The sequence below is a fragment of the Leifsonia sp. 22587 genome, assembly GCF_052044215.1.
Taxonomy (GTDB): Bacteria; Actinomycetota; Actinomycetes; order Actinomycetales; family Microbacteriaceae; genus Leifsonia; species Leifsonia shinshuensis_C.
In genome coordinates this window covers 160,238-185,934 of sequence record NZ_JBQENB010000004.1, presented here as the reverse complement: position 1 = coordinate 185,934, position 25,697 = coordinate 160,238, and the positions used below count along the sequence as shown (strand labels likewise).

The following is a 25,697-nucleotide window of genomic DNA, read 5'->3' as shown; positions in this document are numbered from 1 at the left end:
TACCGATCGGGCGGCGAGGGCGTTCCGCGGTGATGTCCGATTTCCGCTATCGGGTGTCGGCGGCGGATGTCAGGCTGGACGCATGAGCACCGTCGAGAAGCCCGCCTCGCATCCCGCGCCGCGACGCGTGACGGCCCCGCGCGCACGGTCGGCCGACCCGCTCGGCGACCCGGTCTTCGCCGAGCGGTACCGGGCGATGAGTGCTCGGGATGCGCGCTTCGACGGGCAGTTCGTCACCGGCGTGCACACCACCGGCATCTACTGCCGCCCGAGCTGCCCGGCGGTCACGCCGAAGCCGGGGAACGTGTCGTTCTATCTGACGGCGGCCGCCGCGCACGAGGCCGGACTGCGGGCATGCAAGCGGTGCCTTCCGGACGCGGTGCCGGGGTCCCCCGAGTGGAACATCCGCGACGACCTCGCCGCCCGGGCCATGCGGCTCATCGCCGACGGGACCGTCGAACGGGAGGGCGTGCCCGGGCTCGCCCGCCGGCTCGGGTACACGACGCGGCACCTCACGCGGGTGCTGACGGCGGAACTGGGCGCCGGGCCGCTCGCCCTCGCCCGCGCGCACCGCGCCCAGACCGCGCGCCTCCTGCTGACCGGGTCGGACCTCCCGATCACCGACGTCGCCTTCGCCGCGGGCTTTCGCAGCGTGCGCCAGTTCAACGAGACGATCGCGGAGGTGTACCGGCTCACCCCCGGCGCGCTGCGGGCCTCCGCCCGGCGCGGGACCGCCGTCGCGGCGCACCCCGGGCAGGGTGCGGTGTCGATCAGCCTGCGCCTGCCCGCGCGGCCGCCGTTCGACGGCGCGTCGCTGATCGCGTTCCTGGCGGCCCGGGCTATCGACGGGGTGGAGGCGGCGACCGGCGGGGACGACGCACCCGGCTACGCCCGCGCACTGCGGCTGCCGCACGGACCCGCGGTCGTCCGGCTCACCCCGACGGGAACCCCGGAGGCGCCTGCGGTGCAGTGCGATGCGGCGCTGGCCGATGTGGCCGACCTGGCGCCGCTCGTCGCCCGCGTGCGCCGCCTGCTCGACCTGGACGCGGACGCCGCGGCCATCGACGCCGCGCTCGCCTCGGACCCCGCCCTCGCGCCCAGCGTCGCGGCGACGCCCGGGCTGCGGCTGCCGGGAGCCGTGGATGCGGAGGAGATCGTGTTCCGCGCGCTCATCGGGCAGCAGGTCTCGGTCGCCGCCGCACGGACCGCCCTGACACGGCTGACCGAGGGGCTGGGCGAACCGGTGGCGCTGACGGTCCCGGGTGCTCCGGCGCTCGGGGCGGGCAGCGGGTTCACGCGGCTGTTCCCGACGGCGAGCGCCATCGCCGAGGGCGGCCGGGAGGTGCTGCGCGGACCGGCGCGGAGGATCGACGCGATCGTCGGCGCGGCCGAGAAGCTGGCGGACGGCAGCCTCCGCATCGACGTCGGCGAATCCCGGGAGGATCTGGAGGCGCGCCTGCTCGCCCTCCCCGGCGTCGGACCGTGGACGGCCGGCTACATCGCCCTGCGGGTGCTCGGCAGCCCCGACGTCCTCCTCACCGGCGACCTGGCGCTGCGACAGGGCGCGGAGCGGCTGGGCCTGCCGTCGGAGCCGCGGGCGCTCGAGGCGTACGGCGCGCGGTGGGCGCCGTGGCGGAGCTACGCGGGGATGCACCTGTGGCGCGCGTGAGCCCCTGAGCGCCACCGCGCGTAGGATCTGGCTGTGCCCACCGTCTCCGTCGTGATCCCCGTCCTCGACGACGCCGGGATGCTCGCCCGCTGCCTCGCGGCGCTGGCCGTGCAGCTCCGGCCCGCCGACGAGATCGTGGTGGTCGACAACGGCAGCACGGACGACACGGCCGCCGTCGCCCGCGCAGCGGGAGCGCGCGTGATCGAGCAGCCCGTCCGCGGCATCTGGCCCGCCGCGTCGGCGGGGTACGACGCCGCCACCGGGGACATCATCGCGCGGCTCGACGCCGACTCGCGACCGCCGGAGGACTGGCTGCTGCACATCGAGGCGGAGCTGATCGACGCCCCGGAGGTCGGTGTGCTCACCGGCCGGGGCGTCTTCTACGACGGCAACCCCCTCGTCGCCGGACTCGGCCAGCTGCTCTACATCGGCGGCTACTTCTGGTCGATGGAGCTGTGGCTCGGCAACGCGCCCATCTTCGGCTCCAACTTCGCCATGCGGCGCGAGGTGTGGCAGGACGTCCGCTCCCGCGTGCACCGCGACCGCTCCGACATCCACGACGACCTCGACCTGTCGTTCCATCTCGACCTCGCGACGGTGGTGCGCTTCGACGAGCGGCTGACGGTCGGCATCTCCGCCCGCCCCTTCGCCACCTGGGGCGGCCTCGGCCGCCGTCTCCGCTGGGCCTACACGACCCTGAGCATGCACCTGCCGGACCAGTCCCCGTGGCGCCGCCGCACGACGCGCCGCCGCCTGCGGCGGGAGGGCGAACAGGAGGCGCCGGGCGCCGTCGCGTGACGTCGTATATACTGTGTCCGGATCTGTATATATTGGAGGGTCAACGTGCCTGACACCATGACGCCCGGGCGGAGCAAGAAACTCATCGCGTTCCGCGACGACCAGATCGCCGCGCTCTCCGAGATCGCCGCCGACACCCACACCAACTTCACGGCGACGGTGCTCGATGCCGTCGACGCGTACATCGCCGCGCATGACCACACCACGCAGGAGATCGTCGACCGACTGATGCGCCAGAACGCGGGACTGCTCGACCGTCTTCGTGACGCGTGAAGGTCCGGTACCTCGCGGTCGATGATGCCCTCGTCGTCGTCTCGGCCATCCACGGGCGCGATCCGCTGCGGTATGTGAGAGACACCGCGTTGCTGGAGTCAGCCCTCGAACGCCCGGCTGCGACGCTGTTCGGCCGAGATGCCTACCCGGACCTCCACACGAAGGGTGCCGCTCTGCTCCATTCGGTGCTGCGCAATCACCCTCTCCTGGACGGCAACAAGCGCACGGGCTGGATGTTGTGCGCACTCTTCTTCGCGCTCAATGGTCACGTCGAGCGCTATGACGAGGATGCGATGTTCGACTTCCTGATCTCCGTTGCCGCTGGCGACATCGAGGATGTCGGCGATATCGCGGCGCGGCTTGCGGACTGGTTCGTGCCCGCCGGCGGGTGATCCAGCGCGCCGCGCTAGGGATGCCCTCGGTTCGGCCGCGCACGCGCATCCCGATAGCCTGTATCGGTGAGATTCTCGCACCTCAGCACCGCCGCAGATCAGAAGCCCCGCCTGGCCGCCGTCATCGGAGACGGAGCGCTCTTCCTGGACGAGGTGATGGCGGAGCCGCCGCGGGACCTGCAGGAGCTGATCGAGCGCGGGGATGAGGGACTCGCCGAGGTGCGCGCCCTCGTCGCCGAGGCGGAGCTGGAGGCGGGCGAGCTGCCCACCGCCCACGAACTGCGCCACGCGTCCGCCGTCCTCCGGCCGCCGCACGTGATCGCCATCGGCGCGAACTACGCCGCGCACGCCTCCGAGCTGAAGCTCCGCAGCGAGAAGGCCGCGACCGTCTTCAACCTGTGGCCCAACTCCCTCGCCGGCCACGGCGGAACCACCGCCTGGCCCGCCGACCTGTCGACGCAGGTGGACTACGAGGCGGAACTCGGCGTCATCATCGGCAAGCCCGCCCGCGACGTCGCGGTGCAGGATGCGCTCGACTACGTCTGGGGCTACACCGTGGTCAACGACATCACCGCGCGCGACCTGCAGTTCTCCGAGGCGCAGTGGTCGCGGTGCAAGTCGTTCGACGGGTTCACCCCGACCGGTCCCGTCGTCGTCACGGCGGACGAGATCCCCGACCCGCAGGACCTCTGGCTGACGACCAACGTCGACGGCGCGATCCTGCAGGATGCGTCCACCGCCGACATGGTCCGGTCCGTCCCCGAACTGATCGAGTTCCTGTCGCGCTCGGCGACCATCCCGCCCGGCACCCTCATCTCGACGGGCAGCCCGGGCGGGGCCGGATACTCCCGGAATCCGCCGGTGTTCCTGCGCGACCGTTCCACCGTCACGGTGTCCATCGGCGGGATCGGCTACCTCACCACGTACTGCCGCGTCACGTGAGCCGCGCCGCCGCCGAGGTGGGCTAGCGTAGCCCCATGTCGATCGGTGAGCGGCGACCTGTGACGGGCGGGGACGACGAGGCTGCACGCCTCGACGCCGCCCTGCCCGACATCGACTGGTCCGTCGCGCCCGTCGGAACCGTGTTCACGCGGTTCCGCGCCCCGAGCGGGGAGCTCGCCGTCGCGTCGCTCGGCGACCCGGGCGACCCGCGGGTCGTGCTCATCCCGGGCGTCACGGGCTCGAAGGAGGACTTCTACCTCCTCGCGCCGATCCTCGTCGCGGCGGGGTACTACGTGCAGAGCTTCGACCTCGCGGGTCAGTACGAGTCCGCCGACGCCGGCCCCCCGCCCGGCGAGCGGTACACCTACGAGCTGCTGGTGGGCGACGTCGTCGCCTTCCTGCGCGACGGCGGACCCGCCCACGTTCTCGGTTACTCGTTCGCCGGCATCCTCTCCCAGCTGGCGCTGGTGCGGCATCCCGAGCTGTTCCGTTCGCTGACTCTGCTCACCGCGCCGCCGGAGCCCGGCCAGGCGTTCCGCGGCGTCCGGGTCATCGGGTGGCTCAGCTGGCTGACCACCGCCCGGCAGGGCGCGTTCCTCATGATCTGGGGCATCACCACGAACAAGAACCGCGTCTCGGACAGCCGGCTCGCCTTCGTGCGGTCGCGGTTCGCCTTCACCCGCCGTTCCAGCGTCGACGACATCGTGGGGCTCATGAAGCGCGTCCCGGATGTGCGCGCCCGGGTGGCGGCCAGCGGCATCCCTGTGCTCGTCGCGACCGGCGACCACGACCTCTGGCCGACCCACCTGCACGCGGCGAACGCGGAGGCGCTGGGCGGCCGGCTCGCCGTGTACCGCACCGGGCACAGTCCGTGCGAGACGGCTCCGCACCAGCTGGGGCGCGACATGATCGCCCTGTTCCGGGAAGCCGAGGGCGGCGACGCGCCGTCCTCCCGCTGAGCCCGCGGCATCCACACCGGCGTATCCCCCGATTGAGGGGTAGACGCGTCGATCTGTGCCGCCCGAACATGGTCGCGCAGTCACGGGTGAGGAGGCTGGGGATGTCCGAGGACGATGTCATCCACCCACCGCACGCCCCGCGCTTGCGGGAGCATGTGGGGATGGTTCGCTGGCGCCGGTCCGGCGACGGAGACTGGTGCGCGGAGACGGTACGGGGGCAGTTCGTCGGGTGCGACGGGCGCGTCTGGCGGGTGCGCCTCTACTCCGGGATCGAGCTGGAGTACGACCTGGAGGACTGGGCGCCGTTCCAGTGAGGTCCGTGGCCCCGCGGTCGACCGCGGGGCCGCGGAGGTCACTCCGTCTCTTCGCGCGCCTCGGCGATCGCGTCCGCCTCGATGACGGGGATGGCCGTGGTGATGACCTCGAGACCGCTGAGGCGCGCGGGCGACAGCAGGCGGGTCACCTCGTCGCGGCTCATCAGCTTGGCCTCGACCACCAGGTCGGCGACGTTGCGCCCGGTCAGCAGGGCCGACTTCGCGAGCGCGGCGGCCGCTGCGTAGCCGATGTGCGGGGTGAGCGCCGTGATGACGCCCACGGACGATCCGACCATGGCGCCGAGGCGCTCCTCGTTGGCGGTGATGCCGTCGACGCAGTTGATCCGCAGGGTGCGGAACGCCTGCGCCATCCAGGTGATGCTCTGCAGCAGCGAGTGCGCGATGACCGGCTCGAAGGCGTTCAGCTGGAGCTGGCCGCCCTCGGCCGCCATGGTGACCGTCACATCCGCGCCGGCGACCGAGAACGCGACCTGGTTGACGACCTCCGGGATCACCGGGTTCACCTTGCCGGGCATGATGCTGGAGCCCGCCTGGCGCGGCGGGAGGTTGATCTCGCCGAGACCCGCCTGGGGGCCCGACGAGAGCAGGCGGAGGTCGTTGCAGATCTTGGAGAGCTTGATCGCGCTGCGCTTGAGCGAGCCCGAGAAGGACATGAACGCGCCGGCGTCGCTGGTCGACTCGATGAGGTCGGGAGCGGTCTCCAGGTTCAGCCCGGTGATGACGTTGAGGTGGCGGACGGCCGCGGCGGCGTAGCCGGGATCCGCCGTGATGCCGGTGCCGATCGCCGTCGCACCGAGGTTGATCTCGGCGAGCAGCCACTTGGTCTCGGTGAGCCGCGCGTGGTCCTCGGTGAGGGTGGTGGCGAAACCGTGGAACTCCTGGCCGAGCGTCATCGGGACGGCGTCCTGCAGCTGCGTGCGGCCGACCTTCAGGATGTTGCGGAACTCCGCCGCCTTGTTCGCGAACGAGTCGCGCAGCAGCGCCAGCTCGTCGAGCAGGTGGGCGAGGGCGAAGGTGAGTCCGATCTTGATCGCGGTCGGGTACGTGTCGTTCGTGCTCTGGCTGCGGTTGACGTCGTCGATCGGGTGCAGGTGGGCGTAGTCGCCCTTCGGGTGGCCGTCGAGTTCGAGCCCGATGTTGGCGATGACCTCGTTGGCGTTCATGTTCGTCGAGGTGCCGGCGCCGCCCTGCATGACGCCGACCACGAACTGGTCGTGGTACCGGCCGTCGATGATGAGCTGGCAGGCGCGGTCGATCAGCTCGGCCTTGTGCGGCTCGAGCACGCCGATCTCGAGGTTGGCGCGCGCGGCGGCCTGCTTGACGCTGGCGAGGGCGACGACGAGGTCCGGGTAGACGGAGATGGGGCGCTTGGCGATCGGGAAGTTCTCGAGTGCCCGCGAGGTGTGGATGCCCCAGTACGCGTCGGCGGGGATCTCGCGGCTGCCGAGGGAGTCGCTCTCGGTGCGGGTGGGGCGGCCGTCGGGGGCCTGCGCGGGGACGTCGGACACGTTCTCGGACGCGTCCACCAGGGGGTCGGCGACGACCGCGTCGGTGATCACCGGAATGGGTGAGGTCTTCGAGTCGTCCATGGTTGCTGTCGGGTTCACGGTTGGCACCGTTGCCTCTCGTTGTGCGGTGGCATGTCTGTCTTCAGCCGGACGTTCGTGGCCTCCGGCATGGCCGAGCCTACCCCCGGGCGCTGGCACCCCACTGGACGTCCTGTCGCTCACTTTCGGCGGCTTTCGACAGCGTGTCGATCAGCCGAGCTTGCGCAGAAGGCCCCGCGCGAAGCGGTCCTTGCCCTCGGTGTACGGCGGGTAGATCAGCGCCAGGGTGTCGGGCGCGAGCGACTTGCTGAGCACCGCCTTCTCGTGACTGAACGTGCGCAGCGAGCGCTCCCCGTGGTACGCGCCCGCACCGCTCTCCCCCACCCCGCCGAAGGGCAGCCCGGCCACCGCGAGGTGCGCGGCCGGGACGCCGAACCCGACCGCGCCGGAGCTCGTCTCGGTGAGGATGCGGCGGCGCGCGCGGGCGTCGGAGGTGAACGCGTACAGCGCGAGCGGCTTGTCGCCCGTGCGGATGATGCGGATGGCCTCGTCGAGACCGTCCACCGGCAGGATGGGCAGGATCGGCCCGAAGATCTCCTCCGCCATCACCGGCGAGTCCGGCGCCACGCCGGTGAGGACCGTCGGAGCGAGATACCGGGTGGCGGCGTCGTGGTCGCCGCCGACCGCGGCCGTGCCCGAGCCCAGCATCCCGGTGAGCCGCTCGAACTGGCGGTCGTTGACGATGCGGCCGTAGTCGGGGCTCTGCGCGGGGTCGTCGCCGTACAGCTCGCGCACCGCATCCCGGAGCGCATCCGCCAGCCGCGGCGCGATCGCCCGGTCTGCCAGCACGTAGTCCGGCGCAACGCAGGTCTGGCCCGCGTTCATGAACTTGCCCCAGGCGATGCGGCGGGCCGCTGCGGCGATGTCGACGGTGCCGTCGACGTACACCGGCGACTTCCCGCCGAGCTCGAGCGTGACCGGCGTGAGGTTCTCGACCGCCGCGGCCGCGACGATCCGGCCGACGCGGCCGTTGCCCGTGTAGAAGATGTGGTCGAAGCGCTGCGCGAGCAGGTCGGTGGTCTCGTCCACGCCGCCCTCGACCACGGCGACGGCCCTCCGGTCGAGGTACTCGGGGATGAGCCGGGCCATCGCCGCGGAGGTCGCCGGTGCGAGCTCGCTGGGTTTCAGCACCACGGCGTTGCCCGCGGCGAGGGCGCCGACCAGCGGGGCGAGCAGCAGCTGGACCGGGTAGTTCCACGGGGCGATGATCAGCACCACGCCGACCGGCTCCAGGATGGTGGATGCGCGCGCGGGCATGAGCGCACCCGGCACGGCCACGCGTCGCGGCCGCAGCCAGCGGCGGAGGCGTTTCAGGGTGTGGTCGATCTCGCCGACGACGAAGCCGAGCTCGGCGATCTGCGACTCGGTCGGGTTCTTCGCGAGGTCGGAGAGCAGGGCGTCCTCGAACTCCGCGGAGCGCTCCGTGAGCATGCGGCGGAGTGCGCGGAGCTGCCCGAGACGCCACGCGAGCGGCTTGGTGGCCCCTCGGTCGAAGGATGAGCGGAGATCGGCGACCGTGCGCGCATGCGTCATGCGCTCATCCTAGGCAGTCGCTGGCCGTCAACCGTTCGACCGTCAGCGGGCGGGACGGTAGGCCAGATCGAAGATGGCGTGCCCGAGCCGTTCGCCGCGGCGCTCGAACTTGGTGACCGGGCGGTCGTCGGGGCGCGGGACGAAGTGCTCCTCCCCGGCCAGGTTGACGAGCCCGGGCTCGGCGTCGAGCACCTCGACCATGTGCTCGGCGTACGGCTCCCAGTCGGTCGCCAGGCGCAGCACGCCCTCCGGGTGGAGGGCGCGCACCAGCAGGCGGGCGACCTCCGGCTGCACGAGCCGGCGGCGGTGGTGGCGCGCCTTCGGCCACGGGTCGGGGAAGAAGATCAGGATCTCGTCGATGGACGCCGGGGCGATCCCGCCGTTGAACACCTCGACGGCGTCGTGCCGGATGATGCGGATGTTCGTCAGCCCGCGGTCGCGAATCGCACCGAGCACGCGCCCGATGCCCGCGCCGTGCACCTCGATCCCGAGGAAGTCGCGCTCGGGGTGCCGCTCAGCCAGCGTGAGCAGGTTCTCGCCGTTGCCGAAGCCGATCTCGACGACCCGCGGGGCGGTCCGTCCGAAGGCGGCGTCGAGGTCGAGCGGCGACCCGTCGAACTCCAGCCCGAAGGCGGGCCACAGCTCGTCGATCGCCCGCTGCTGGGCTTCGGTCTTGCGTCCCCGGACGACGAAGCTGCGCGGCCGGACGAGGGGGGATGGTTCCATCCCCCCATTGTCGCGGACGAAAGCTCAGAGCCAGGCGAACGGCAGGGCGGCGAAGCCGATCCCGATGCCGATGAGGGCGAGGAGGGCGACGAGCAGGACGCCGCCGAGCATCACGGCGTTGAGCACGATGCCCCAGATCGCCCAGGTGCGGCCTTCGGGCTCGCGGCCCAGGGCGAGGACGCCGACGACGAGGCCGGCGATGGGGGCGATGAGCGTCCAGCCGAAGACGATCGAGGCGGCACCGAGCACGAAGCTGGTGATGCTGAGCGTCCGGACGGGAGCGACGGTCTGGTAGGAGGTACTGGTGGTGGTGGTGGTGGTCATGGATCCAGTCAAGCGGCGGCGGCCCCGCGCCGGTATCCGGATAACCCCCGACTAGACCCTGAGGGAAGCCCCTCAGGGTCTCGTCGGAGGGCGGTCAGACCTGGCCGAGCAGTCCCTCGATGGGCCCGCGGGCGAAGTAGATCAGGAAGCCGGCGGCCACGATCCACAGCAGCGGGCTGATCTCCTTGGCCTTGCCCGCGAGCGAGCGGATGAGCACCCAGCTGATGAAGCCGACGCCGATGCCGTTCGCGATCGAGTAGGTGAGCGGCATGACGATGATGGTGAGGAACACCGGCAGCGTGACCGAGAACTCCGAGAAGTCGATGTGCCGGATCTGCACCACCATGAGCGCACCGACGACCACCAGCGCCGCGGCGGCGACCTCGAGCGGCACCACCTGGGTGAGCGGCGTGAAGAACATCGCGAGGAGGAACAGCACGCCGGTGACGACGCTGGCGAAGCCGGTCTTCGCACCCTCGCCGATGCCGGAGGCCGACTCGACGAACACCGTGTTGGACGACGCGGAGGTGCCGCCGCCGACGATCGCGCCGACGCCCTCCACGATCAGCGCGGACTGGAGGCGCGGGAACGTGCCGTCCTCGTTGGCCAGCCCGGCGCTGCGCGCCAGACCCGTCATCGAGCCCATGGCGTCGAAGAAGTTGGTGAAGACCAGCGTGAAGATGAGCATGATCGCGGCCAGCGCGCCGATCCGGCCGAACGCGCCGAACAGGTCGACCTGGCCGACCAGGCTGAGGTCGGGCAGCGAGACGAGGGAGGTCGGCAGCTGCGGCACGGTGAGGTTCCAGCCGGCGGGGTTCTTGCCGAACGACGGTCCGACGTGCCAGATCGCCTCGCCGATGATCGCCACGACGGTCGCCGCGACGATGCCGATCAGCAGGGCGCCCTTCACCTTGCGGGCCATGAGCACGCCCATGATGACCAGCGCGATCAGGAACGTGATGGTCGGGAGGGTCGCGATGGAGCCGGCCTCGCCCAGCTGGACGGGCGGCGACGACAGCGTCGTGGTGCGGACGAATCCGCTGTCCACGAAGCCGATGAACGCGATGAAGAGGCCGATGCCGACGGTGATCGCCGTCTTCAGCTGGGCGGGCACCGCGTTGAAGATGAGCTTCCGCAGCCCGGTGGCCGACAGCAGGACGATGATGATGCCGTTGATGACGACGAGGCCCATCGCCTCCTGCCAGGTCAGGATCTTGACCACGTTGACGGCGAGGAACGAGTTGATGCCGAGACCCGCGGCGAACGCGAACGGGAGCCGGGCGATCAGGCCGAAGAGCAGGGTCATCACGCCGGCGCTGAGCGCCGTGACGGCGGCCACCTGGGTGGTGCCGAGCGTGTGGCCGACGACATCCTTCGTCCCGCCCAGGATCAGCGGGTTCAGGATGACGATGTACGCCATGGTGACGAAGGTCAGGACGCCGCCGCGCACCTCGGTGCCCCAGGTGGTGCCGCGGGCACTGATCTCGAAGAAGCGGTCGATGCGCCCGGGGGCGGACGTGGGCGCGCTGGTCGAAGCGGAAATGGTCGACTCCCGTAGGATCTTGTGGGCGGTGACCCGGCGAGGACTCAGGTTCGTCGGGTAGTGCGCGAATGCGCAGCATCAAGCCTATTCCGACTCGAGACCTGTGAAGGACACGCATGGCTCTGCCCTGGACGCTGCACGGCGACGGCAAGAAGGTGGGGGCGCACGAGATCGTGCTGCCCGGCGAACGGCTGACCTGGCCACGGACGATCGGCCTCGGCGCGCAGCACGTCGTGGCCATGTTCGGGGCGACGTTCCTGGTGCCGCTGCTGACCGGGTTCCCGCCCGCCACCACGCTGCTCTTCTCGGGCGTCGGCACGCTGCTGTTCCTCGTGATCACCGGCAACCGGCTGCCCAGCTACCTCGGCTCGTCGTTCGCCTTCATCGTGCCGATCGTCGCGGCGACCAAGGCTCACGGGATGCCGTCCGCGCTGTTCGGGATCGTCGTCACCGGCATCCTGCTCGCCATCGTCGGGCTCATCGTGGTCGGCACCGGGACGCGGTGGATCGACGGACTCATGCCGCCCGTCGTCGCCGGCGCGATCGTCGCGCTGATCGGCTTCAACCTGGCGCCCGCCGCGGGCGCGAACTTCGCCAAGGCGCCGGTGACGGCCCTCGTCACGCTCGCCGCGGTCATCCTGTGCACGGTGCTGTTCCGCGGGATGCTCGGGCGGCTGTCGATCTTCCTCGGCGTCGCGGTCGGCTACGTCTTCGCCTGCCTGGTCGGCCAGGTCGACTTCAGCGGTGTCGCGAAGGCCGACTGGATCGGGCTGCCGCAGTTCACCCTTCCGGCGAACCCGTTCACCGCTCCGGCCTCGACCTGGGGCATCCTGCCGGCGTTCCTCCCCGTGGTGCTGGTGCTGATCGCCGAGAACGTGGGGCACATCCGCGGCGTCGCGCAGCTGACCGATCCGTCGGTGAACCGGCTCACCGGGCGCGCACTGTTCGCGGACGGGCTCGCGACCACCGTCGCCGGGTTCTTCGGCGGCTCCGGGACCACCACGTACGGCGAGAACATCGGCGTGATGGCGGCGACGCGCATCTACTCGACCGCCGCGTACTGGGTGGCGGGCATCGTCGCCATCCTGCTCGGCCTCTCCCCCAAGGTCGGCGCGGTCATCAACACGATCCCGGCGGGCGTGCTCGGCGGCGTCACGACGGCGCTGTACGGCCTCATCGGCATCATCGGCGTGAAGATCTGGCTGGACAACAAGGTCGACTTCTCGAAGCCGAAGAACCAGTTCACGGCGGCGACGGCCCTCATCATCGGCATCGGCGACTTCACGCTCAACCTCGGACAGCTGACCTTCAACGGCATCGCCCTCGGCGCGATCGCCGCGATCGTCGTCTACCACGTCATGAACGCGATCTCCCGGGTTCGCGGCACCGACTGAGGCGACCCGCCGACCCCGACTCGCCGGGCGCGACATTCGTGCCGAATGTCGCCTCCCAGGAGCGCGTTCCGCGCATTCGTCACGAATGTGCGAGCACCAGCAGGGGAACATTCGTGCCGAATGTCGCCTCCCGCGTCGGCAGACCCCGCATTCGTCACGAATGTGCGGCGCGGGTGGCGGGGCTCCCTACTGGTGGAAGTACGGGATGATCAGGTACAGCCCGTAGATCACGGCCAGGGCGCAGCCCGTGAAGCACGCGTACGCGGCGGTCAGGGCGAGGCGCTTCTGGCCGGCCGTGAGCGGATTCTTGCGCTGGGCCTTCTCGGCCTTGCGCTGCAGCTTCGCGGCCTTCTCCGGGGTCAGCACGGTGATCGCGTCCGTGAACTCCACCGGCTCGACGAACAGCGCGCGGCCGGCGACCGCCAGCAACCGCGTGCCGAGCGCGTAGAAGGCGACGACCACGCACGCCCCGATCAGGGACGCGGCGAAGACGAGGACGAAGGCTCCCCAGTCGATCATGCGGACTCCCTCCGCGGACGCTTCAGCGGCTTGACCTTCTCGATCTTGACGGCCTTGCCGGAGGCGGCCACCTCGCTCTTGCCCTGCAGCGGGACGGGCTTGACCGCGTTCTCGCTGGTGACCCGGTTGCGGGATGCGCGCCAGAAGATGTAGGTGACGACGGCGGCGCCGACGAGGGTGTCGATCACGACGCCGATCGGCCCGACATCGGCGACCAGCGCCGCAACAGCTCCGACGATGGCGGCGGAGGGCAGCGTCAGCGCCCAGCCGATCGCGATCCGGCCGGCTGTTCCCCAGCGAACGGACGACCCGCGACGGCCGAGTCCCGAGCCGATCACCGAGCCGGAGGCGACCTGCGTGGTCGACAGCGCGAAGCCGAGGTGGCTCGACGCCAGGATCGTCGCGGCCGTGCTGGTCTCCGCGGCGAAGCCCTGAGCGGGCTTCACCTCGGTGAGGCCGCGGCCGAGCGTGCGGATGATGCGCCAGCCGCCCGAGTAGGTGCCGAGCGCGATGGCCAGCGCGCAGGCGATGACGACCCACGTCTCGGGTCCGGACCCCGTCGGCTGGATTCCGGCCGCGATGAGGGTCAGCGTGATGACGCCCATCGTCTTCTGCGCGTCATTGGTGCCGTGCGCCAGGGCGACCAGCGACGACGAGAAGATCTGGCCGTAGCGGAAGCCTCCGCGGCCGTCGGGGCGGCCGTCGTAGCGGCGGGTGATCCAATACGCGAGCTTGGTGGCGCTCCAGGCCACCACCCCGGCGGTGAACGGCGCGATGACAGCGGGCAGGATGACCTTGTCAAGCACCACGAGGAAGTCGACCGATTGGATGCCCGCGCCGATGATCGCGGCGCCGATCAGGCCACCGAACAGGGCGTGGCTGGAGGACGACGGCAGGCCGAAGAGCCACGTCACCATGTTCCAGACGATGGCGCCGACGAGCCCCGCGAAGATGAGCGTCGGCGTGATCTGCACGCCGCCGTCGCCTTCCTTGATGATGCCGCCCGAGATGGTCTTGGCCACCTCGGTGGACAGGAAGGCGCCGATCAGGTTGAGCACCGCCGCCAGCGCGACGGCGACCTTCGGCCGCATGGCGCCGGTCGCGATGGGTGTCGCCATCGCATTCGCGGTGTCGTGGAAGCCGTTCGTGAAGTCGAAGAAGAGCGCCAGCAGGATGACCAGCACGACGATGAGGGTGAGGTCCACCGTTCCCCTTCTCGCGATGACGCTGCTCGTGTCGGATCAGTCCCTCCCGATGCAAGGCTTCATTCGGAGTTCATGCAAGGGACCTGGCGCTGTTCAGACACCGTGACGATACTCACACGACGCCTCCGCAGGGTCAAACCGGCGGTGCGCCGGGAGCGTCAGAGGCGGCCGACGGAGGTCACCCGCACCACCGCGACCCCCTCGCGGGCCGAGTCATCGAGCAGCACGTCCGCCGCGATCCCCCAGTCGTGGTGCCCCTCCGGGTCGGCCAGGATCTGCCGGACGCGCCAGATCCCGGTCTCGCCCTCCGGCTCCTCGTCGACGATGATCATCGCCGCCGAGCGGGCGGAGGCGTCGGTCAGGATCTCGTCGTGCTCCGCGTAGTACCCCTCGAGCGCCTGGTCCCACTGCGCCTCGGTGAAGGGGGCGATCCCTCCGGCGAGCACGGCGGCCTCCGCCTCGAGCACGCCCAGGTCGTTCACCCGGTCGAGGGCGGCGAGCTGGACGCGCCGGAACAGCTCGTTGCGCACGAGCACGAAGAACGCGCGCCGGTTGGTCGTCACGTTGCGGGGTGCCGGCGGCGCAAGCTCCGTCGCCTCGGCGGCGTGGCGGGCGGCGTCCGGGTGGACGAGCTCCTCCCACTCGTCGAGGAGGCTCGAGTCGACCTGGCGCACCAGCTCGCCGAGCCACTCCACGATGTCGCGCAGGTCCTCCGTGCGGAGGTCGAGCGGCACCGTCTGGTTGAGCGCGCGGTACGCGTCGGACAGGTAGCGCAGCACCACGCCCTCCGACCGCGCCAGCTTGTAGAACGCGATGAACTCGCCGAACGTCATCGCCCGCTCGTACAGGTCGCGCACCACCGACTTGGGCCGCAGTTCGAAGTCGGCCACCCAGGGCTGGCTGGAGGCGTAGGTCGCGAACGCCTCGTGCAGCAGGATGTCGTGGGGCTTCGGGTGGGTGACCTCCTCGAGCGCCTCCATCCGCTCCTCGTACTCGATGCCCTCCGCCTTCATGGCCGCGACCGCCTCGCCGCGCGCGTGGTACTGCTGGGCGGAGAGCACGGGCCGCGGGTCGTCGAGGGTCGCCTCGACGACGGAGACGATGTCGAGGGCGTAGACCGGAGACTCGATGTCGAACAGCTCGAAGGCGGCGAGCGCGAACGGAGACAGCGGCTGGTTGAGGGCGAAGTTGGGCTGCAGGTCGACGGTGAGCCGGATCTCCACCCCGTCGCCGGTGCGGACCGCCTCGACCACGCCGGCCGTCAGCAGCGACCGGTACAGCTCGATGGCGCGCCGGGCCAGCGCGAGCTGCCGCTTCCAGGGCTCGTGGTTGTCGAACACCAGCGCGCGGACGTGGCCGTACACGTCACCGCCGCGCCCGATCACGTTGATGAGCATGGCGCTGGTGATCTGCATCGAGGAGGTGAGCGTCTCGGGCTCCGCCTCGATCAGCCGGCGGAACGACGGCTCGCCCCACGAGACGAAGCCCTCGGGCGCCTTCTTCCGGACGATCTTGCGGCGCTTCTTGGGGTCGTCGCCGGCCTTCTCGAGCGCCTTGAGGTTCTCCGACTCGTGCTCGGGGGCCTGCGCCACGACCGTCCCGGCCGTGTCGAACCCGGCACGGCCCGCGCGCCCGGCGATCTGGTGGAACTCGCGCGCGTTGAGCTGCCGCATCCGGGTGCCGTCGAACTTCGTGAGGGCGGTGAGCAGCACCGTGCGGATCGGCACATTGATGCCGACGCCGAGCGTGTCCGTCCCGCAGATGACGCGCAGCATCCCCCGCTGGGCCAGCTGCTCGACCAGGCGGCGGTACTTGGGCAGCATCCCCGCGTGGTGCACGCCGATCCCCTGCCGCAGCAGGCGGGCGAGGGTCTTGCCGAAGCTCGTCGTGAACCGGAACTCGCCGATGAGCTCGGCGATCGCCTCCCGCTGCTCGCGGCTGGCGATCTTCGCGCTCGACAGCGACTGCGCGCGCTCCAGGGCGGCCAGCTGCGAGAAGTGCACGACGTAGATCGGCGACTGACCGGTGTGGAGCAGGTCCTCGATGGTCTCGTGGACCGGCGTGACCTCGTAGTAGTAGTGCAGGGGCACCGGCCGCTCGACGCCGGTGACGGTCGCCGTCGGCCGGCCCGTGCGCCGTTCGAGGTCGGCGGCGAGCGCGGTGACGTCGCCGAGGGTGGCCGACATGAGCACGAACTGGGTGTGCGGCAGGGTCAGCAGCGGCACCTGCCAGGCCCAGCCGCGGTCCGGGTCCGAGTAGAAGTGGAACTCGTCCATGACGACTTGCCCGACCGGCGTCTCGTCGCCGTGGCGGAGCGCCAGGTTGGCGAGGATCTCGGCCGTCGCGCACACGATCGGCGCATCGGCGTTGACGGCGGAGTCGCCGGTCGTCATGCCGACGTTCTCGGCGCCGAAGATGTCGACCAGGGCGAAGAACTTCTCCGACACCAGCGCCTTGATCGGAGCGGTGTAGTAGGTGCGCTCGCCGCGGGCGAGGGCGGCGAAGTGGGCGCCGACGGCCACCAGCGACTTGCCCGTTCCTGTGGGGGTGCTCAGGATGAGGTTGGCCGCATCGATGACCTCGATCACCGACTCGTCCTGGGCCGGGTACAGCTGGATGCCGCCCTCCTCCACCCAGGAGATGAACGTCTCGTAGACCGCGTCCTCGCTGACGGAGCCGGGCCCGGACCAGCCGGGGATGTCCTCCACGCGCAGTCGGCGGACGGAGGGTGCGGTGCTGTCGGACATGATCCCCAAGCCTGTCATGCCCGCCGCCTCGTGGCGCGCTTCCAGCCGGGCGACATAGGTTGTGCCCGTGACGGAGTTCTGGCGGCCGGCGGCCGCGGGGGTGGCGAGCGTGGTCGCCGGCGTCGGCGCAGGCGAGCTGGTCAGCGCGTTCGTGATCCAGAACGGCAGCCCGGTCCTGACGGTGGGCGCGCTGCTGATCGACCTCGCCCCGGCCTGGGTGAAGGAGGCCGTGATCGGCCTGTTCGGGACGGGCGACAAGGCGTTCCTGATCGTCTCGCTCGGCATCGTGGTGCTGGCCGGTGCGGCGCTGGCCGGATGGCTGGAGCGCATCCGCCCTCCGCTGGGGCGCATCCTGATCGGGCTGGGCGGCGCCGTCGGGGTCGTCGCCGCGGTGACCCGCGCGGGCAACGGACTGCTCGAGGCCATCCCGTCCGTGCTCGCGGCGGTCGTGGCCATCCTCGTCCTCGGCACGCTGATGCGGCTGCTGCGCGACACCGAACCCACGCGCATAGCGCCCGAGGGTCGGGTGAGCCGCCGCCGGTTCGTGGGGACCACCGCCGCTACGGCGGCGGGCGGGGCGCTCGCCCTCATCGTCGGTCAGGCCGTCGCGGGCGGCTTCCGCGCCGCCTCTGCGGCGCGGGCGGCCATCCGCCTCCCCGCGCCGGCGCACACCGCCCCTCCCGTGCCGGCAGCCGCATCCTTCGACATCCCGGGCCTGTCGCCGATCATCACGCCGAACGCGGACTTCTACCGCATCGACACCGCCCTCCAGATCCCCGGGATCGATCCCGCCTCGTGGCGTCTGCGGATCACCGGCATGGTCGAGCAGGAGGTCGAGCTCACCTTCGCCGAGCTGCTGAAGCTTCCGCTGGAGGAGTCGACCACCACGCTGACGTGCGTCTCCAACGAGGTCGGCGGCGACCTGATCGGCAACGCCACCTGGCTCGGATACCCCATCCGGCACCTGCTGGCGCGGGCGAAGCCGTCGGCGGACGCGGACATGGTGCTCTCGACCAGCCAGGACGGCTGGACGGCGAGCACGCCGCTGGAGGCGCTGACCGACGAGCGGAACGCGATCCTCGCCGTCGGGATGAACGGCTCCCCGCTGCCGCTCGAGCACGGCTACCCGGTGCGGATGGTCGTGCCCGGCCTGTACGGCTACGTCTCGGCCACCAAGTGGGTGGTGTCGCTGGAGGTGACCCGGTTCGACGAGCACACCTCCTACTGGACCGACCGCGGCTGGTCCGAGAGGGGCCCGGTCAAGCTGTCGTCGCGCATCGACGTCCCGGCGTCCGGACGCCAGGTGAAGGCGGGCACGGTCACCGTCGCCGGCGTCGCCTGGTCGCAGCACGTCGGCGTGAGCGCCGTGCAGGTGCGCGTGGACGACGGCCCGTGGCAGCAGGCGACCCTGGCGGACGCGATCTCGGCGGACACCTGGCGGCAATGGCGCTACGACTGGGACGCGACGCCCGGCGCGCACACGCTCCGCGTGCGCGCCACGGACGCGAAGGGCCTGGTGCAGACCTCCACGGTGCGCGATGTGGTGCCGGACGGCGCGACGGGGCTGCACAGCATCCAGGTCACCGTGGCGTGACGCCCGACTGCGACCACCCTCCGACTTCTGTGATTGGCTGAAGGCATGGCCCTCCCGCCGCTCGTCGAACCCGGTCCCGACCTCACCCCCGACCGCGTCGCCCGCTACGCGCGCACGACGCAGCTGCCCGGCTTCGGGACGGACGCCCAGCGCCGCCTGCGCGCTGCGCGCGTGCTCGTCGTCGGCGCGGGCGGACTCGGCTCGGCGGTGCTGCCGCTGCTCGCCTCGTCCGGGTTCGGGACGATCGGGATCGTGGACGACGACCGGGTGGAGCCGAGCAATCTGCCGCGGCAGAACATCCACACGCCCGCCGATGTGGGGCGGCCGAAGGTGGAGTCGGCGGCCGACACCGTGCGTGCGCTCGGCGACGAGGTGGAGGTGCGGATCTTCGCCGAGCGGCTCAGCGCGGACAACGCGGAGCGCATCCTCTCGGGATTCGACCTGGTGCTCGACGGCAGCGACAACTTCCCCACCCGCTACCTCGTGGACGACGCTGCGACGCTGGCGGGCATCCCGGTCGTCTGGGGAGCGGTGCACCAGACCGGCGGCCAGGTGGGGCTGAGCTGGTCGGCGCAGGGTCCGACGTACCGCGACCTGTTCCCGGTGCCGCCCGCGCCCGGAACCGTCGCGAGCTGCGCCGAAGCGGGCGCGCTGCCGTCGGAATGCGGAGTGGTCGGCGCTCTCATGGTGGGCGAGGCGGTCAAGCTCGTGACCGGCACCGGGACGCCGCTGCTCGGCCGGGTGGTGTTGCACGACGCCCTCAGCGGAGGTTTCCGCGAGCTCGCCTACGAGCGCGACCCCGAGGCGCCCCCGGTGACCGGGCTGATCGACTACGACCTGTTCTGCGGCATCACCGACGCGATCTCCCCGGCCGAACTGGATGCGCGGCTGCGCGCGGGCGAGGCGTACACACTGCTCGACGTGCGCGAGCCGTGGGAGGCCGACATCGTGGAGCTGCCGGGCTCGCTGCTGGTGCCGCTCGGCGTGGTGCAGCGCGATCCCGCCGGGGTGGCGGAGCGCCTCCCGGGCGAGCCGCTGGTGATCGTCTGCCACCACGGCATCCGCGCCGAGACAGCGCGCGTGCTGCTGGCCGAGGCCGGCCTGCACGGGCTGGTGCTCGCCGGCGGCCTCGACGCCTGGTCGCGCGACGTCGACCCCGCTATGCCGCGCTACTGAGCATCCAGGGGCCGCAACACGCCGTCATCCGTCGGCGATGACGGCGTGTCGCGACCCCTCGTCGCATCAGCCGGTGGCGCGGCGGCGGGGACGCGGGATACTAGGCGCATGACAGGCGACCCGTCCGCGCGACCGCGCAGCGTCGAGGAGCACGCCGCGCTGGTGGCGCGCATGCTCGAACCGCTCTCCGAGGAGCCGGCGGAGGAGTCCGTCCCCCTCGACCACGCCCTCGGCCGGGTGACCGCGGAGGAGGTGCGGTCGCAGGTCGACCTGCCGCTGTTCCGCAACTCGCAGATGGACGGGTACGCGGTGCGGTCCGCCGACGTGCACGAGGTGCCGGTCGCGCTCGAGGTGACCGGCGACATCCCGGCGGGGCACACCACCCCCGTCTCCCTCGTCGCCGGAACGGCCCTGCGCATCATGACCGGCGCGCCGGTGCCCACCGGCGCCGACACGATCGTCCCGGTCGAGGACACCGAGCTGGTCCTCGGGCGCGACGACGACCTGTCCGGCGCGATCGTCGAGATCCGCCGCAGCCGCCGGCGCGGCGAGTACGTGCGGGAGCGCGGCAGCGACGTCCGGCGCGGCGACGTGCTGGTGCCCGCGCGCACCCGCCTGGCGCCGCGGCACCTGGCCGCGCTGGCCGCGGCCGGCGTCGAATCGGTGACCGTCCGCGCGCGGCTGCGCGTGGGCATCCTCACCAGCGGCACCGAGCTGATCGCGACCGGGACGCCCGGCTTCGGCCAGGTGTACGACGCGAACGGCATCGCCCTCGCCGCTCTGGTGCAGGAGGCCGGGGCGACCGTCTCCGTGCGCGCCAGGAGCGACGACGACCCCGCAGCGTTCGAGCGCATCCTCGACGACGCCCTGCGCACCAGCGACCTGATCATCACCTCCGGCGGCATCTCGCGCGGCGCGTACGAGGTGGTGCGGGAGGTGCTGCACCCGCGCGGCGCCGACGTCACGACGGTCGCCATGCAGCCGGGCGGACCCCAGGCGACCGCTGTGGTCGGCGGAGTCCCGGTGTTCGCCTTCCCCGGCAACCCGGTCAGCACGCAGGTGTCGTTCGTCGTGTTCCTGCGCGACCCGCTGCGCGCCGCGGCCGGTCTGCCGGGCATCCCGCCGCGCGCGGTGACCCTGCGGGAGCCGGTGCGCTCGATCCCGGGGCGCCGCCAGTTCCTGCGCGGCGTCCTCGACGGCGCCGGTGCCGCGGTCTCCCCCGCCTCCGGCCCGTCGTCGCACCTGGTCGCCGGGATGGCGAAGGCCGACGTGCTCATCGACCTGCCCGAGGAGGCGGAGACCCTGGAAGCCGGCTCGCCCGTGACAGTCTGGACCCTATGACGCAGCTCACCCATCTCGACGCCGACGGCCGCGCCCGCATGGTCGATGTCGGCGGCAAGCCGGAGACCGATCGCGAGGCGGTCGCTCGCGGACGCTTCGTGACCACACCGGAGGTGGTCCGGCTCGTCGCGGCCGACGACCTGCCCAAGGCGGACGTGCTCGCCACGGCGCGCATCGCCGGGATCGGCGGGGCGAAGCGGACCAGCGAGCTCATCCCGCTGTGCCATCCTCTGCCGCTCAATGCCGTGCGGGTCGACTTCGAGCTGGACGCGGAGTCCGGCACGATCGAGATCGAGGTGGTCGCGCGGACGCACGGCCGGACCGGCGTCGAGATGGAGGCGCTCACGGCGGTCGCCGTGGCCGGCCTCACTCTGCACGACATGGTGAAGGCGGTGGACCCGGCCGCGATGCTGACGGATGTGCGGCTCGTCGCCAAGAGCGGCGGCAAGCGCGGCGAGTGGACGCGGGATGCGGCGGCCGCTGCTTCCTCCAGCGCTGCTCCGGGCTCCGCCGCCGAGGACGCCGAACAGCCCGCCACGGTGACCGGCGCGATCGTCCTGGTCGCGTCCACGCGCGCCGCGACGGGCGTCTACGAGGACACCACCGGACCGGTCATCGCCGACTGGCTGGCCGAGCGTCGCCTGCCCGCGGTCGTGCGGGTCGTCGCGGACGCCGATGTGGATGCGGCCCTGCGCGAGGCGGTCGACGCGCGTCCCCTCGTCGTCATCTCCACCGGCGGCACGGGCATCTCGCCCACCGACCGGACACCGGAGGCGACGGCCGCCGTGCTCGACCGGGAGCTGCCGGGCGTCGCGGAGGCGCTCCGCGCCCGAGGCGCCCAGGCGACGCCGCTCGCGGCGCTGAGCCGCGGGCTGGTCGGCGTCGCGGGATCGACGCTGGTGGTCAACCTGCCCGGCTCGCGCGGCGGCGTCCAGGACGGCCTGGAGGTTCTCGACGGCCTGCTCCCCCACCTGCTCGACCAGCTGCGCGGAGGTGATCACCGATGAGCGACGTGCTCGCCGCTGTGACCGGCGACCCCCTGGACCCGTCGACCGTCGACGAGTTCGTGTGGCGGGCAGAGGCCGGGGCCGTGGTCTCGTTCCAGGGCATCGTGCGCGACCACGACGGCGGGAAGGGCGTGGTGTCGCTCGACTACCGCGCGCATCCTGAGGCGGAGAGGTTCCTCCGCGAGTGCTGCGAGGAGGTCTCCCGCAGCACCGGTCTGCGGGTGGCCGCACAGCACCGGGTCGGGTCGCTGACCATCGGCGACCTCGCCTTGATCGCGGCCGTCGCTGCCCCGCACCGCGCCGAGGCGTTCGCGGCGTGTGCGGAGCTCGTGGAGATCATCAAGGCGCGCGTGCCGATCTGGAAGCGGCAGCACTTCACCGACGGCGATTCGGAGTGGGTCGGCCTCTGAGCCCTTTTTCCGCATCCGCGGATCTAGGATGGGTTCCATGCCGCAGATACGGATCAAGGATGCTGCGCTCTACCTCGGCGTGAGCGACGACACCGTGCGCCGCTGGATCGACGCCGGAACGCTCACGAGCGGTCAGGACGGCTCCGGCCGGACGGTCGTCGACGGTCTCGAGCTCGCGCAGCTCGCCAAGCAGAACGCCGTGCTGCCGCCCGACCCGTCCGGGTCCACAGGCTCCGCCCGCAACCGCTTCGTCGGGCTGGTCACCGACATCGTGGCCGATCGCGTGATGGCGCAGGTGGAGCTGCAGTGCGGCCCGCACCGCGTCGTGTCCCTCATCAGCAGCGAGGCCGTCCGCGAGCTCGGGCTGGAGCTCGGCTCGGTCGCCGTGGCGGTCGTGAAGGCCACCAACGTCATGGTCGAGGCTCCGGCGGGGTCGCGGTGAGCGCGCGGCGGCGGGGTGCGCTGCGAGGTTCGACGGCTGTCGCCGGGCTGCTCCTGGCGGCCACGGCGCTGGCCGGGTGCAGCGCTCCCGGGGCCGGTCAGACCGTGACGCCCTCCGGCTCGGGCACGCGCGTCAGCGGCACGATCACCGTGTTCGCCGCCGCGTCGCTCACCAAGACCTTCACCGAGCTCGGCACGGAGTTCGAGGCCGCGCATCCCGGCACGACCGTCACCTTCTCGTTCGCCGGCTCGTCCGACCTCGTCACCCAGCTGACCGCCGGGGCGCCCGCCGACGTGTTCGCCTCGGCCGACCAGGCGAACATGACCAAGGCGGTCGACGCGAAGGTCGTCGCGGGAACGCCGACCGACTTCGCCACCAACGTGCTCGCGATCGCGCTCCCGCCGGGCAACCCGGCGCACGTGAAGAGCTTCGCCGACCTGGCCTCCCCCGGCATCAAGACGGTGGTGTGCGCTCCCCAGGTGCCGTGCGGGGCGGCGACCGCGAAGGTGGAGCAGTCGGCCGGCGTGACGTTGCACCCGGTGAGCCAGGAGTCGTCGGTCACCGATGTGCTCGGCAAGGTGAGCTCGGGCGAGGCCGACGCGGGCATCGTGTACCGCACCGACGTGAAGGGCGCGGGATCGTCGGTGGAGTCCGTGCCGTTCCCGGAGGCCGCGAAGACGGTCAACGTCTACCCGATCGCCTCCGTCGCCCACGCCCCCAACCCGCGCGGCGGAGCGGCGTTCGTCGCGTTCGTCACCGGACCCGAGGGCCGCCACGTGCTCGCCGCCGCCGGTTTCGGGGCGCCGTGAGGATGCGGGCATGAACGGCGGCACGGCGGGACCGCGGCTCGGCGTCCCCCGGTGGATCGTCGTGGTCGCGGCGATCGGCGCCCTGTTCGTCCTGCTCCCCCTCGTGGCGATGGCCGCGCGCGTCGACTGGGCGGAGTTCATCCCGCTGATCACGTCGCCGTCGTCGGTGGATGCGCTGCTCCTGAGCCTGCGCACGTCGCTGATCGCGACGGCCGCCTGCCTGGTGCTGGGCGTCCCGATGGCGATCGTGCTCGCGCGGGTACCGTTCGCCGGGCGGCGCGTGGTGCGTGCCGTCGTGCTGCTGCCGCTGGTGCTGCCGCCGGTCGTCGGCGGGCTCGCGCTGCTCGCCCTGTACGGCCGCCGCGGCCTGCTCGGCGGCACTCTCGACGTGGCGTTCTCGACGCCGGCCGTCATCATCGCGCAGACGTTCGTCGCGCTCCCGTTCCTGGTGCTCAGCCTCGAGGGCGCGCTGCGCGCGAGCGGCGAGCGCTACGAGGCGGTCGCCGCGACGCTCGGCGCGCGACCGTCGGCCGTGCTGTTCCGGGTGACCCTGCCGCTGGTGCTGCCGGCGGTCGTCTCCGGCGCCATCCTCTCGTTCGCCCGGGCGCTGGGCGAGTTCGGCGCCACGCTGACCTTCGCGGGAAGCCTGCAGGGCGTCACGCGCACCCTCCCGCTGGAGATCTACCTGCAGCGGGAGACCGATCCCGACGCCGCTGTCGCGCTGTCGCTCGTCCTGGTCGCCGTCGCGATCGTCGTGGTCGCCGTCGCGCACGGTGCGGGTGAGCGGGTGCGCCCGTGGCGGTCGCGGCGGCGTCCCGCAGACACGACGGCGCACGCGGAGGCGGCGGCGTGAGCCTGCGCCTCGCGGCGACCTCGGCGGCCCGCGACGTCACCGTCGACCTCGCCGTCGCGGACGGCGAGACCCTCGCGCTGCTCGGTCCGAACGGCGCCGGCAAGTCCACGGTGCTCGGGATGCTGGCCGGGCTCGTCCGCCCCGACACCGGCCGCGCGACGCTCGGCGACGACATCCTGTTCGACCTCCCCGGCGCCTGGCGTCCGCCGCACCGCCGCGGGGTCGCGCTGCTCGCCCAGGACGCGCTCCTGTTCCCGCACCTCAGCGTGCGCGCGAACGTCGCCTTCGGCCCCCGCGCGGCCGGTGCATCCCGGGCCGAGGCCGCTGAGCGGGCGGCCGAGTGGATGCGTCGCACCGGCACGACACCGCTCGCCGACCGGCGGCCGTCCGAGCTGTCCGGCGGACAGGCGCAGCGCGTCGCGATCGCTCGCGCCCTCGCCGCGGAGCCGAGCCTGCTCCTGCTCGACGAACCGCTCTCGGCGCTCGACGTCTCCGTCGCCGCCGACGTGCGCGGGATGCTCGCCGAGGTGCTCCCCGGCCGGACGACGGTCCTGGTCACGCACGACGCGCTGGACGCCTACCTCCTGGCCGACCGGGTCGCCGTCGTCCACGACGGCCGCGTGGTCGAGGAGGGCCCGACGCGCCAGGTGCTCGAGCGGCCGCGGCACCCGTTCACGGCGGAGCTGTCCGGCCTCACCCTGCTGAGCGGCGTGCGCACCGCCGACGGCCTGCAGACGACCGACGGGATGCGCGTGCGCGGCACCGCGCCCGCCCCCATCCCGGTCGGCGCTCCCGCGCTGGCGGCCGTGCGCCCCTCGGCGGTGCGCGTCGCGCCCGCCCCGGATCCTGCGTCTCCGCCCGCCGCCGACACGATCCCCGCCACCGTCACCGCTCTCGAGCCCCAGGCCGACCTCGTGCGCGTCCGCACCGACCGCCTCGACGCCCTGATCCCCCCGGCCGTCCTCGCCGACCTCCGCCTGCACCCCGGCGCCCCCGTCGCCCTCCACGTCCCCCTCGACGCCGTCACCATCTACCCCGCCTGACCCCCACCCCCCACTCCCCACCGTCGAGTACACGAAAAGTGCACGCTCGACCGGTC

General features: G+C 72.1%; 25 protein-coding genes. 17 read left to right on the top strand and 8 right to left on the bottom strand.

Annotated elements, in window-relative coordinates; all coding sequences use genetic code 11:
- The first annotated feature begins 82 nt into the window (after positions 1–82).
- From ACTJI1_RS16675 to ACTJI1_RS16645, 7 genes are all read left to right on the top strand, one after another.
- Positions 83–1,669 (top strand): DNA-3-methyladenine glycosylase 2 family protein, encoded by a 1,587-nt coding sequence (locus ACTJI1_RS16675; RefSeq protein WP_440743520.1) that lies wholly within the window; start codon positions 83–85, stop codon positions 1,667–1,669.
- Positions 1,670–1,702: 33 nt separating this feature from the next.
- Complete coding sequence (locus ACTJI1_RS16670) at positions 1,703–2,467, top strand: glycosyltransferase (protein WP_310128442.1); 765 nt, start codon at positions 1,703–1,705, stop codon at positions 2,465–2,467.
- Positions 2,468–2,512: 45 nt separating this feature from the next.
- Positions 2,513–2,740, top strand: coding sequence for a hypothetical protein (locus ACTJI1_RS16665; RefSeq protein ID WP_310128440.1), 228 nt, complete (start codon positions 2,513–2,515; stop codon positions 2,738–2,740).
- On the top strand, positions 2,737–3,132 hold the full coding sequence (locus ACTJI1_RS16660) for a type II toxin-antitoxin system death-on-curing family toxin (RefSeq protein ID WP_440743519.1): 396 nt from the start codon (positions 2,737–2,739) through the stop codon (positions 3,130–3,132). The genes ACTJI1_RS16665 and ACTJI1_RS16660 overlap by 4 nt, the downstream gene beginning before the upstream one ends.
- A 66-nt stretch (positions 3,133–3,198) precedes the next feature.
- Complete coding sequence (locus ACTJI1_RS16655; RefSeq protein WP_310128436.1) at positions 3,199–4,074, top strand: fumarylacetoacetate hydrolase family protein; 876 nt, start codon at positions 3,199–3,201, stop codon at positions 4,072–4,074.
- Positions 4,075–4,109: 35 nt separating this feature from the next.
- The gene (locus ACTJI1_RS16650; protein WP_440743518.1) at positions 4,110–5,033 is read left to right on the top strand and encodes an alpha/beta fold hydrolase; all 924 of its coding nucleotides are present in this window, start codon (positions 4,110–4,112) and stop codon (positions 5,031–5,033) included.
- Positions 5,034–5,194: 161 nt separating this feature from the next.
- Positions 5,195–5,347, top strand: coding sequence for a hypothetical protein (locus ACTJI1_RS16645; protein ID WP_440743517.1), 153 nt, complete (start codon positions 5,195–5,197; stop codon positions 5,345–5,347).
- A gap of 38 nt (positions 5,348–5,385) precedes the next feature.
- On the opposite strand, the gene ACTJI1_RS16640 is transcribed toward ACTJI1_RS16645, so the two are convergent.
- The 5 genes from ACTJI1_RS16640 to ACTJI1_RS16620 form a co-directional block, all read right to left on the bottom strand.
- Positions 5,386–6,957 carry an aspartate ammonia-lyase gene (locus tag ACTJI1_RS16640; protein WP_440743800.1) on the bottom strand — a complete coding sequence of 524 codons (1,572 nt, stop codon included), beginning with the start codon at positions 6,955–6,957 and terminating at the stop codon, positions 5,386–5,388.
- Between the two features lie 168 nt (positions 6,958–7,125).
- Positions 7,126–8,508: an aldehyde dehydrogenase family protein gene (locus tag ACTJI1_RS16635; RefSeq protein ID WP_440743516.1), complete on the bottom strand. Its 1,383-nt coding sequence runs from the start codon at positions 8,506–8,508 to the stop codon at positions 7,126–7,128.
- A gap of 42 nt (positions 8,509–8,550) precedes the next feature.
- Positions 8,551–9,234, bottom strand: a complete 684-nt coding sequence (trmB, locus tag ACTJI1_RS16630) for a tRNA (guanosine(46)-N7)-methyltransferase TrmB (protein WP_440743515.1) — start codon at positions 9,232–9,234, stop codon at positions 8,551–8,553.
- A gap of 24 nt (positions 9,235–9,258) precedes the next feature.
- Positions 9,259–9,558, bottom strand: a complete 300-nt coding sequence (locus tag ACTJI1_RS16625; protein WP_440743514.1) for a hypothetical protein — start codon at positions 9,556–9,558, stop codon at positions 9,259–9,261.
- 94 nt (positions 9,559–9,652) lie between these two features.
- Positions 9,653–11,119 carry an NCS2 family permease gene (locus ACTJI1_RS16620; protein ID WP_396427104.1) on the bottom strand — a complete coding sequence of 489 codons (1,467 nt, stop codon included), beginning with the start codon at positions 11,117–11,119 and terminating at the stop codon, positions 9,653–9,655.
- Between the two features lie 98 nt (positions 11,120–11,217).
- Here ACTJI1_RS16620 and ACTJI1_RS16615 point away from each other — a divergent pair, with 98 nt between their 5' ends.
- A complete protein-coding gene (locus tag ACTJI1_RS16615) occupies positions 11,218–12,495 on the top strand; it encodes a uracil-xanthine permease family protein (protein WP_440743513.1) in 1,278 nt (425 codons plus the stop codon).
- Between the two features lie 186 nt (positions 12,496–12,681).
- Here ACTJI1_RS16615 and ACTJI1_RS16610 read toward each other — a convergent pair whose 3' ends face one another.
- The 3 genes from ACTJI1_RS16610 to ACTJI1_RS16600 form a co-directional block, all read right to left on the bottom strand.
- Positions 12,682–13,014, bottom strand: coding sequence for a peptidase (locus ACTJI1_RS16610; protein WP_310128423.1), 333 nt, complete (start codon positions 13,012–13,014; stop codon positions 12,682–12,684).
- The gene (locus ACTJI1_RS16605; RefSeq protein WP_310128421.1) at positions 13,011–14,219 is read right to left on the bottom strand and encodes an inorganic phosphate transporter; all 1,209 of its coding nucleotides are present in this window, start codon (positions 14,217–14,219) and stop codon (positions 13,011–13,013) included. Before ACTJI1_RS16605 ends, ACTJI1_RS16610 begins: the two co-directional genes overlap by 4 nt.
- 158 nt (positions 14,220–14,377) lie before the next feature.
- Positions 14,378–16,966, bottom strand: coding sequence for a DEAD/DEAH box helicase (locus tag ACTJI1_RS16600; RefSeq protein ID WP_310128419.1), 2,589 nt, complete (start codon positions 16,964–16,966; stop codon positions 14,378–14,380).
- Positions 16,967–17,033: 67 nt separating this feature from the next.
- Between ACTJI1_RS16600 and ACTJI1_RS16595 the strand changes: the two genes are divergently transcribed.
- The 9 genes from ACTJI1_RS16595 to ACTJI1_RS16555 all read left to right on the top strand — a co-directional run bounded on the left by ACTJI1_RS16595 (position 17,034) and on the right by ACTJI1_RS16555 (position 25,641).
- The gene (locus ACTJI1_RS16595; RefSeq protein ID WP_440743512.1) at positions 17,034–18,560 is read left to right on the top strand and encodes a molybdopterin-dependent oxidoreductase; all 1,527 of its coding nucleotides are present in this window, start codon (positions 17,034–17,036) and stop codon (positions 18,558–18,560) included.
- A 45-nt stretch (positions 18,561–18,605) separates the two neighbouring features.
- Positions 18,606–19,736, top strand: a complete 1,131-nt coding sequence (locus ACTJI1_RS16590) for a ThiF family adenylyltransferase (RefSeq protein WP_440743511.1) — start codon at positions 18,606–18,608, stop codon at positions 19,734–19,736.
- A 108-nt stretch (positions 19,737–19,844) separates the two neighbouring features.
- Positions 19,845–21,077 (top strand): molybdopterin molybdotransferase MoeA, encoded by a 1,233-nt coding sequence (locus ACTJI1_RS16585; RefSeq protein WP_440743510.1) that lies wholly within the window; start codon positions 19,845–19,847, stop codon positions 21,075–21,077.
- Positions 21,074–22,084, top strand: a complete 1,011-nt coding sequence (moaCB, locus tag ACTJI1_RS16580; protein WP_440743509.1) for a bifunctional molybdenum cofactor biosynthesis protein MoaC/MoaB — start codon at positions 21,074–21,076, stop codon at positions 22,082–22,084. The genes ACTJI1_RS16585 and moaCB overlap by 4 nt, the downstream gene beginning before the upstream one ends.
- Positions 22,081–22,494, top strand: a complete 414-nt coding sequence (locus ACTJI1_RS16575; protein WP_310128408.1) for a molybdenum cofactor biosynthesis protein MoaE — start codon at positions 22,081–22,083, stop codon at positions 22,492–22,494. Before moaCB ends, ACTJI1_RS16575 begins: the two co-directional genes overlap by 4 nt.
- 37 nt (positions 22,495–22,531) lie before the next feature.
- Positions 22,532–22,936: a TOBE domain-containing protein gene (locus ACTJI1_RS16570; protein ID WP_440743508.1), complete on the top strand. Its 405-nt coding sequence runs from the start codon at positions 22,532–22,534 to the stop codon at positions 22,934–22,936.
- Entirely contained in the window at positions 22,933–23,745 is an 813-nt protein-coding gene (modA, locus tag ACTJI1_RS16565; RefSeq protein ID WP_440743507.1) for a molybdate ABC transporter substrate-binding protein, read from the top strand. Before ACTJI1_RS16570 ends, modA begins: the two co-directional genes overlap by 4 nt.
- Before the next feature lie 10 nt (positions 23,746–23,755).
- Positions 23,756–24,598, top strand: a complete 843-nt coding sequence (locus tag ACTJI1_RS16560; RefSeq protein ID WP_440743506.1) for an ABC transporter permease — start codon at positions 23,756–23,758, stop codon at positions 24,596–24,598.
- Complete coding sequence (locus ACTJI1_RS16555; RefSeq protein WP_440743505.1) at positions 24,595–25,641, top strand: sulfate/molybdate ABC transporter ATP-binding protein; 1,047 nt, start codon at positions 24,595–24,597, stop codon at positions 25,639–25,641. Before ACTJI1_RS16560 ends, ACTJI1_RS16555 begins: the two co-directional genes overlap by 4 nt.
- The last annotated feature ends 56 nt before the right edge of the window (positions 25,642–25,697 follow it).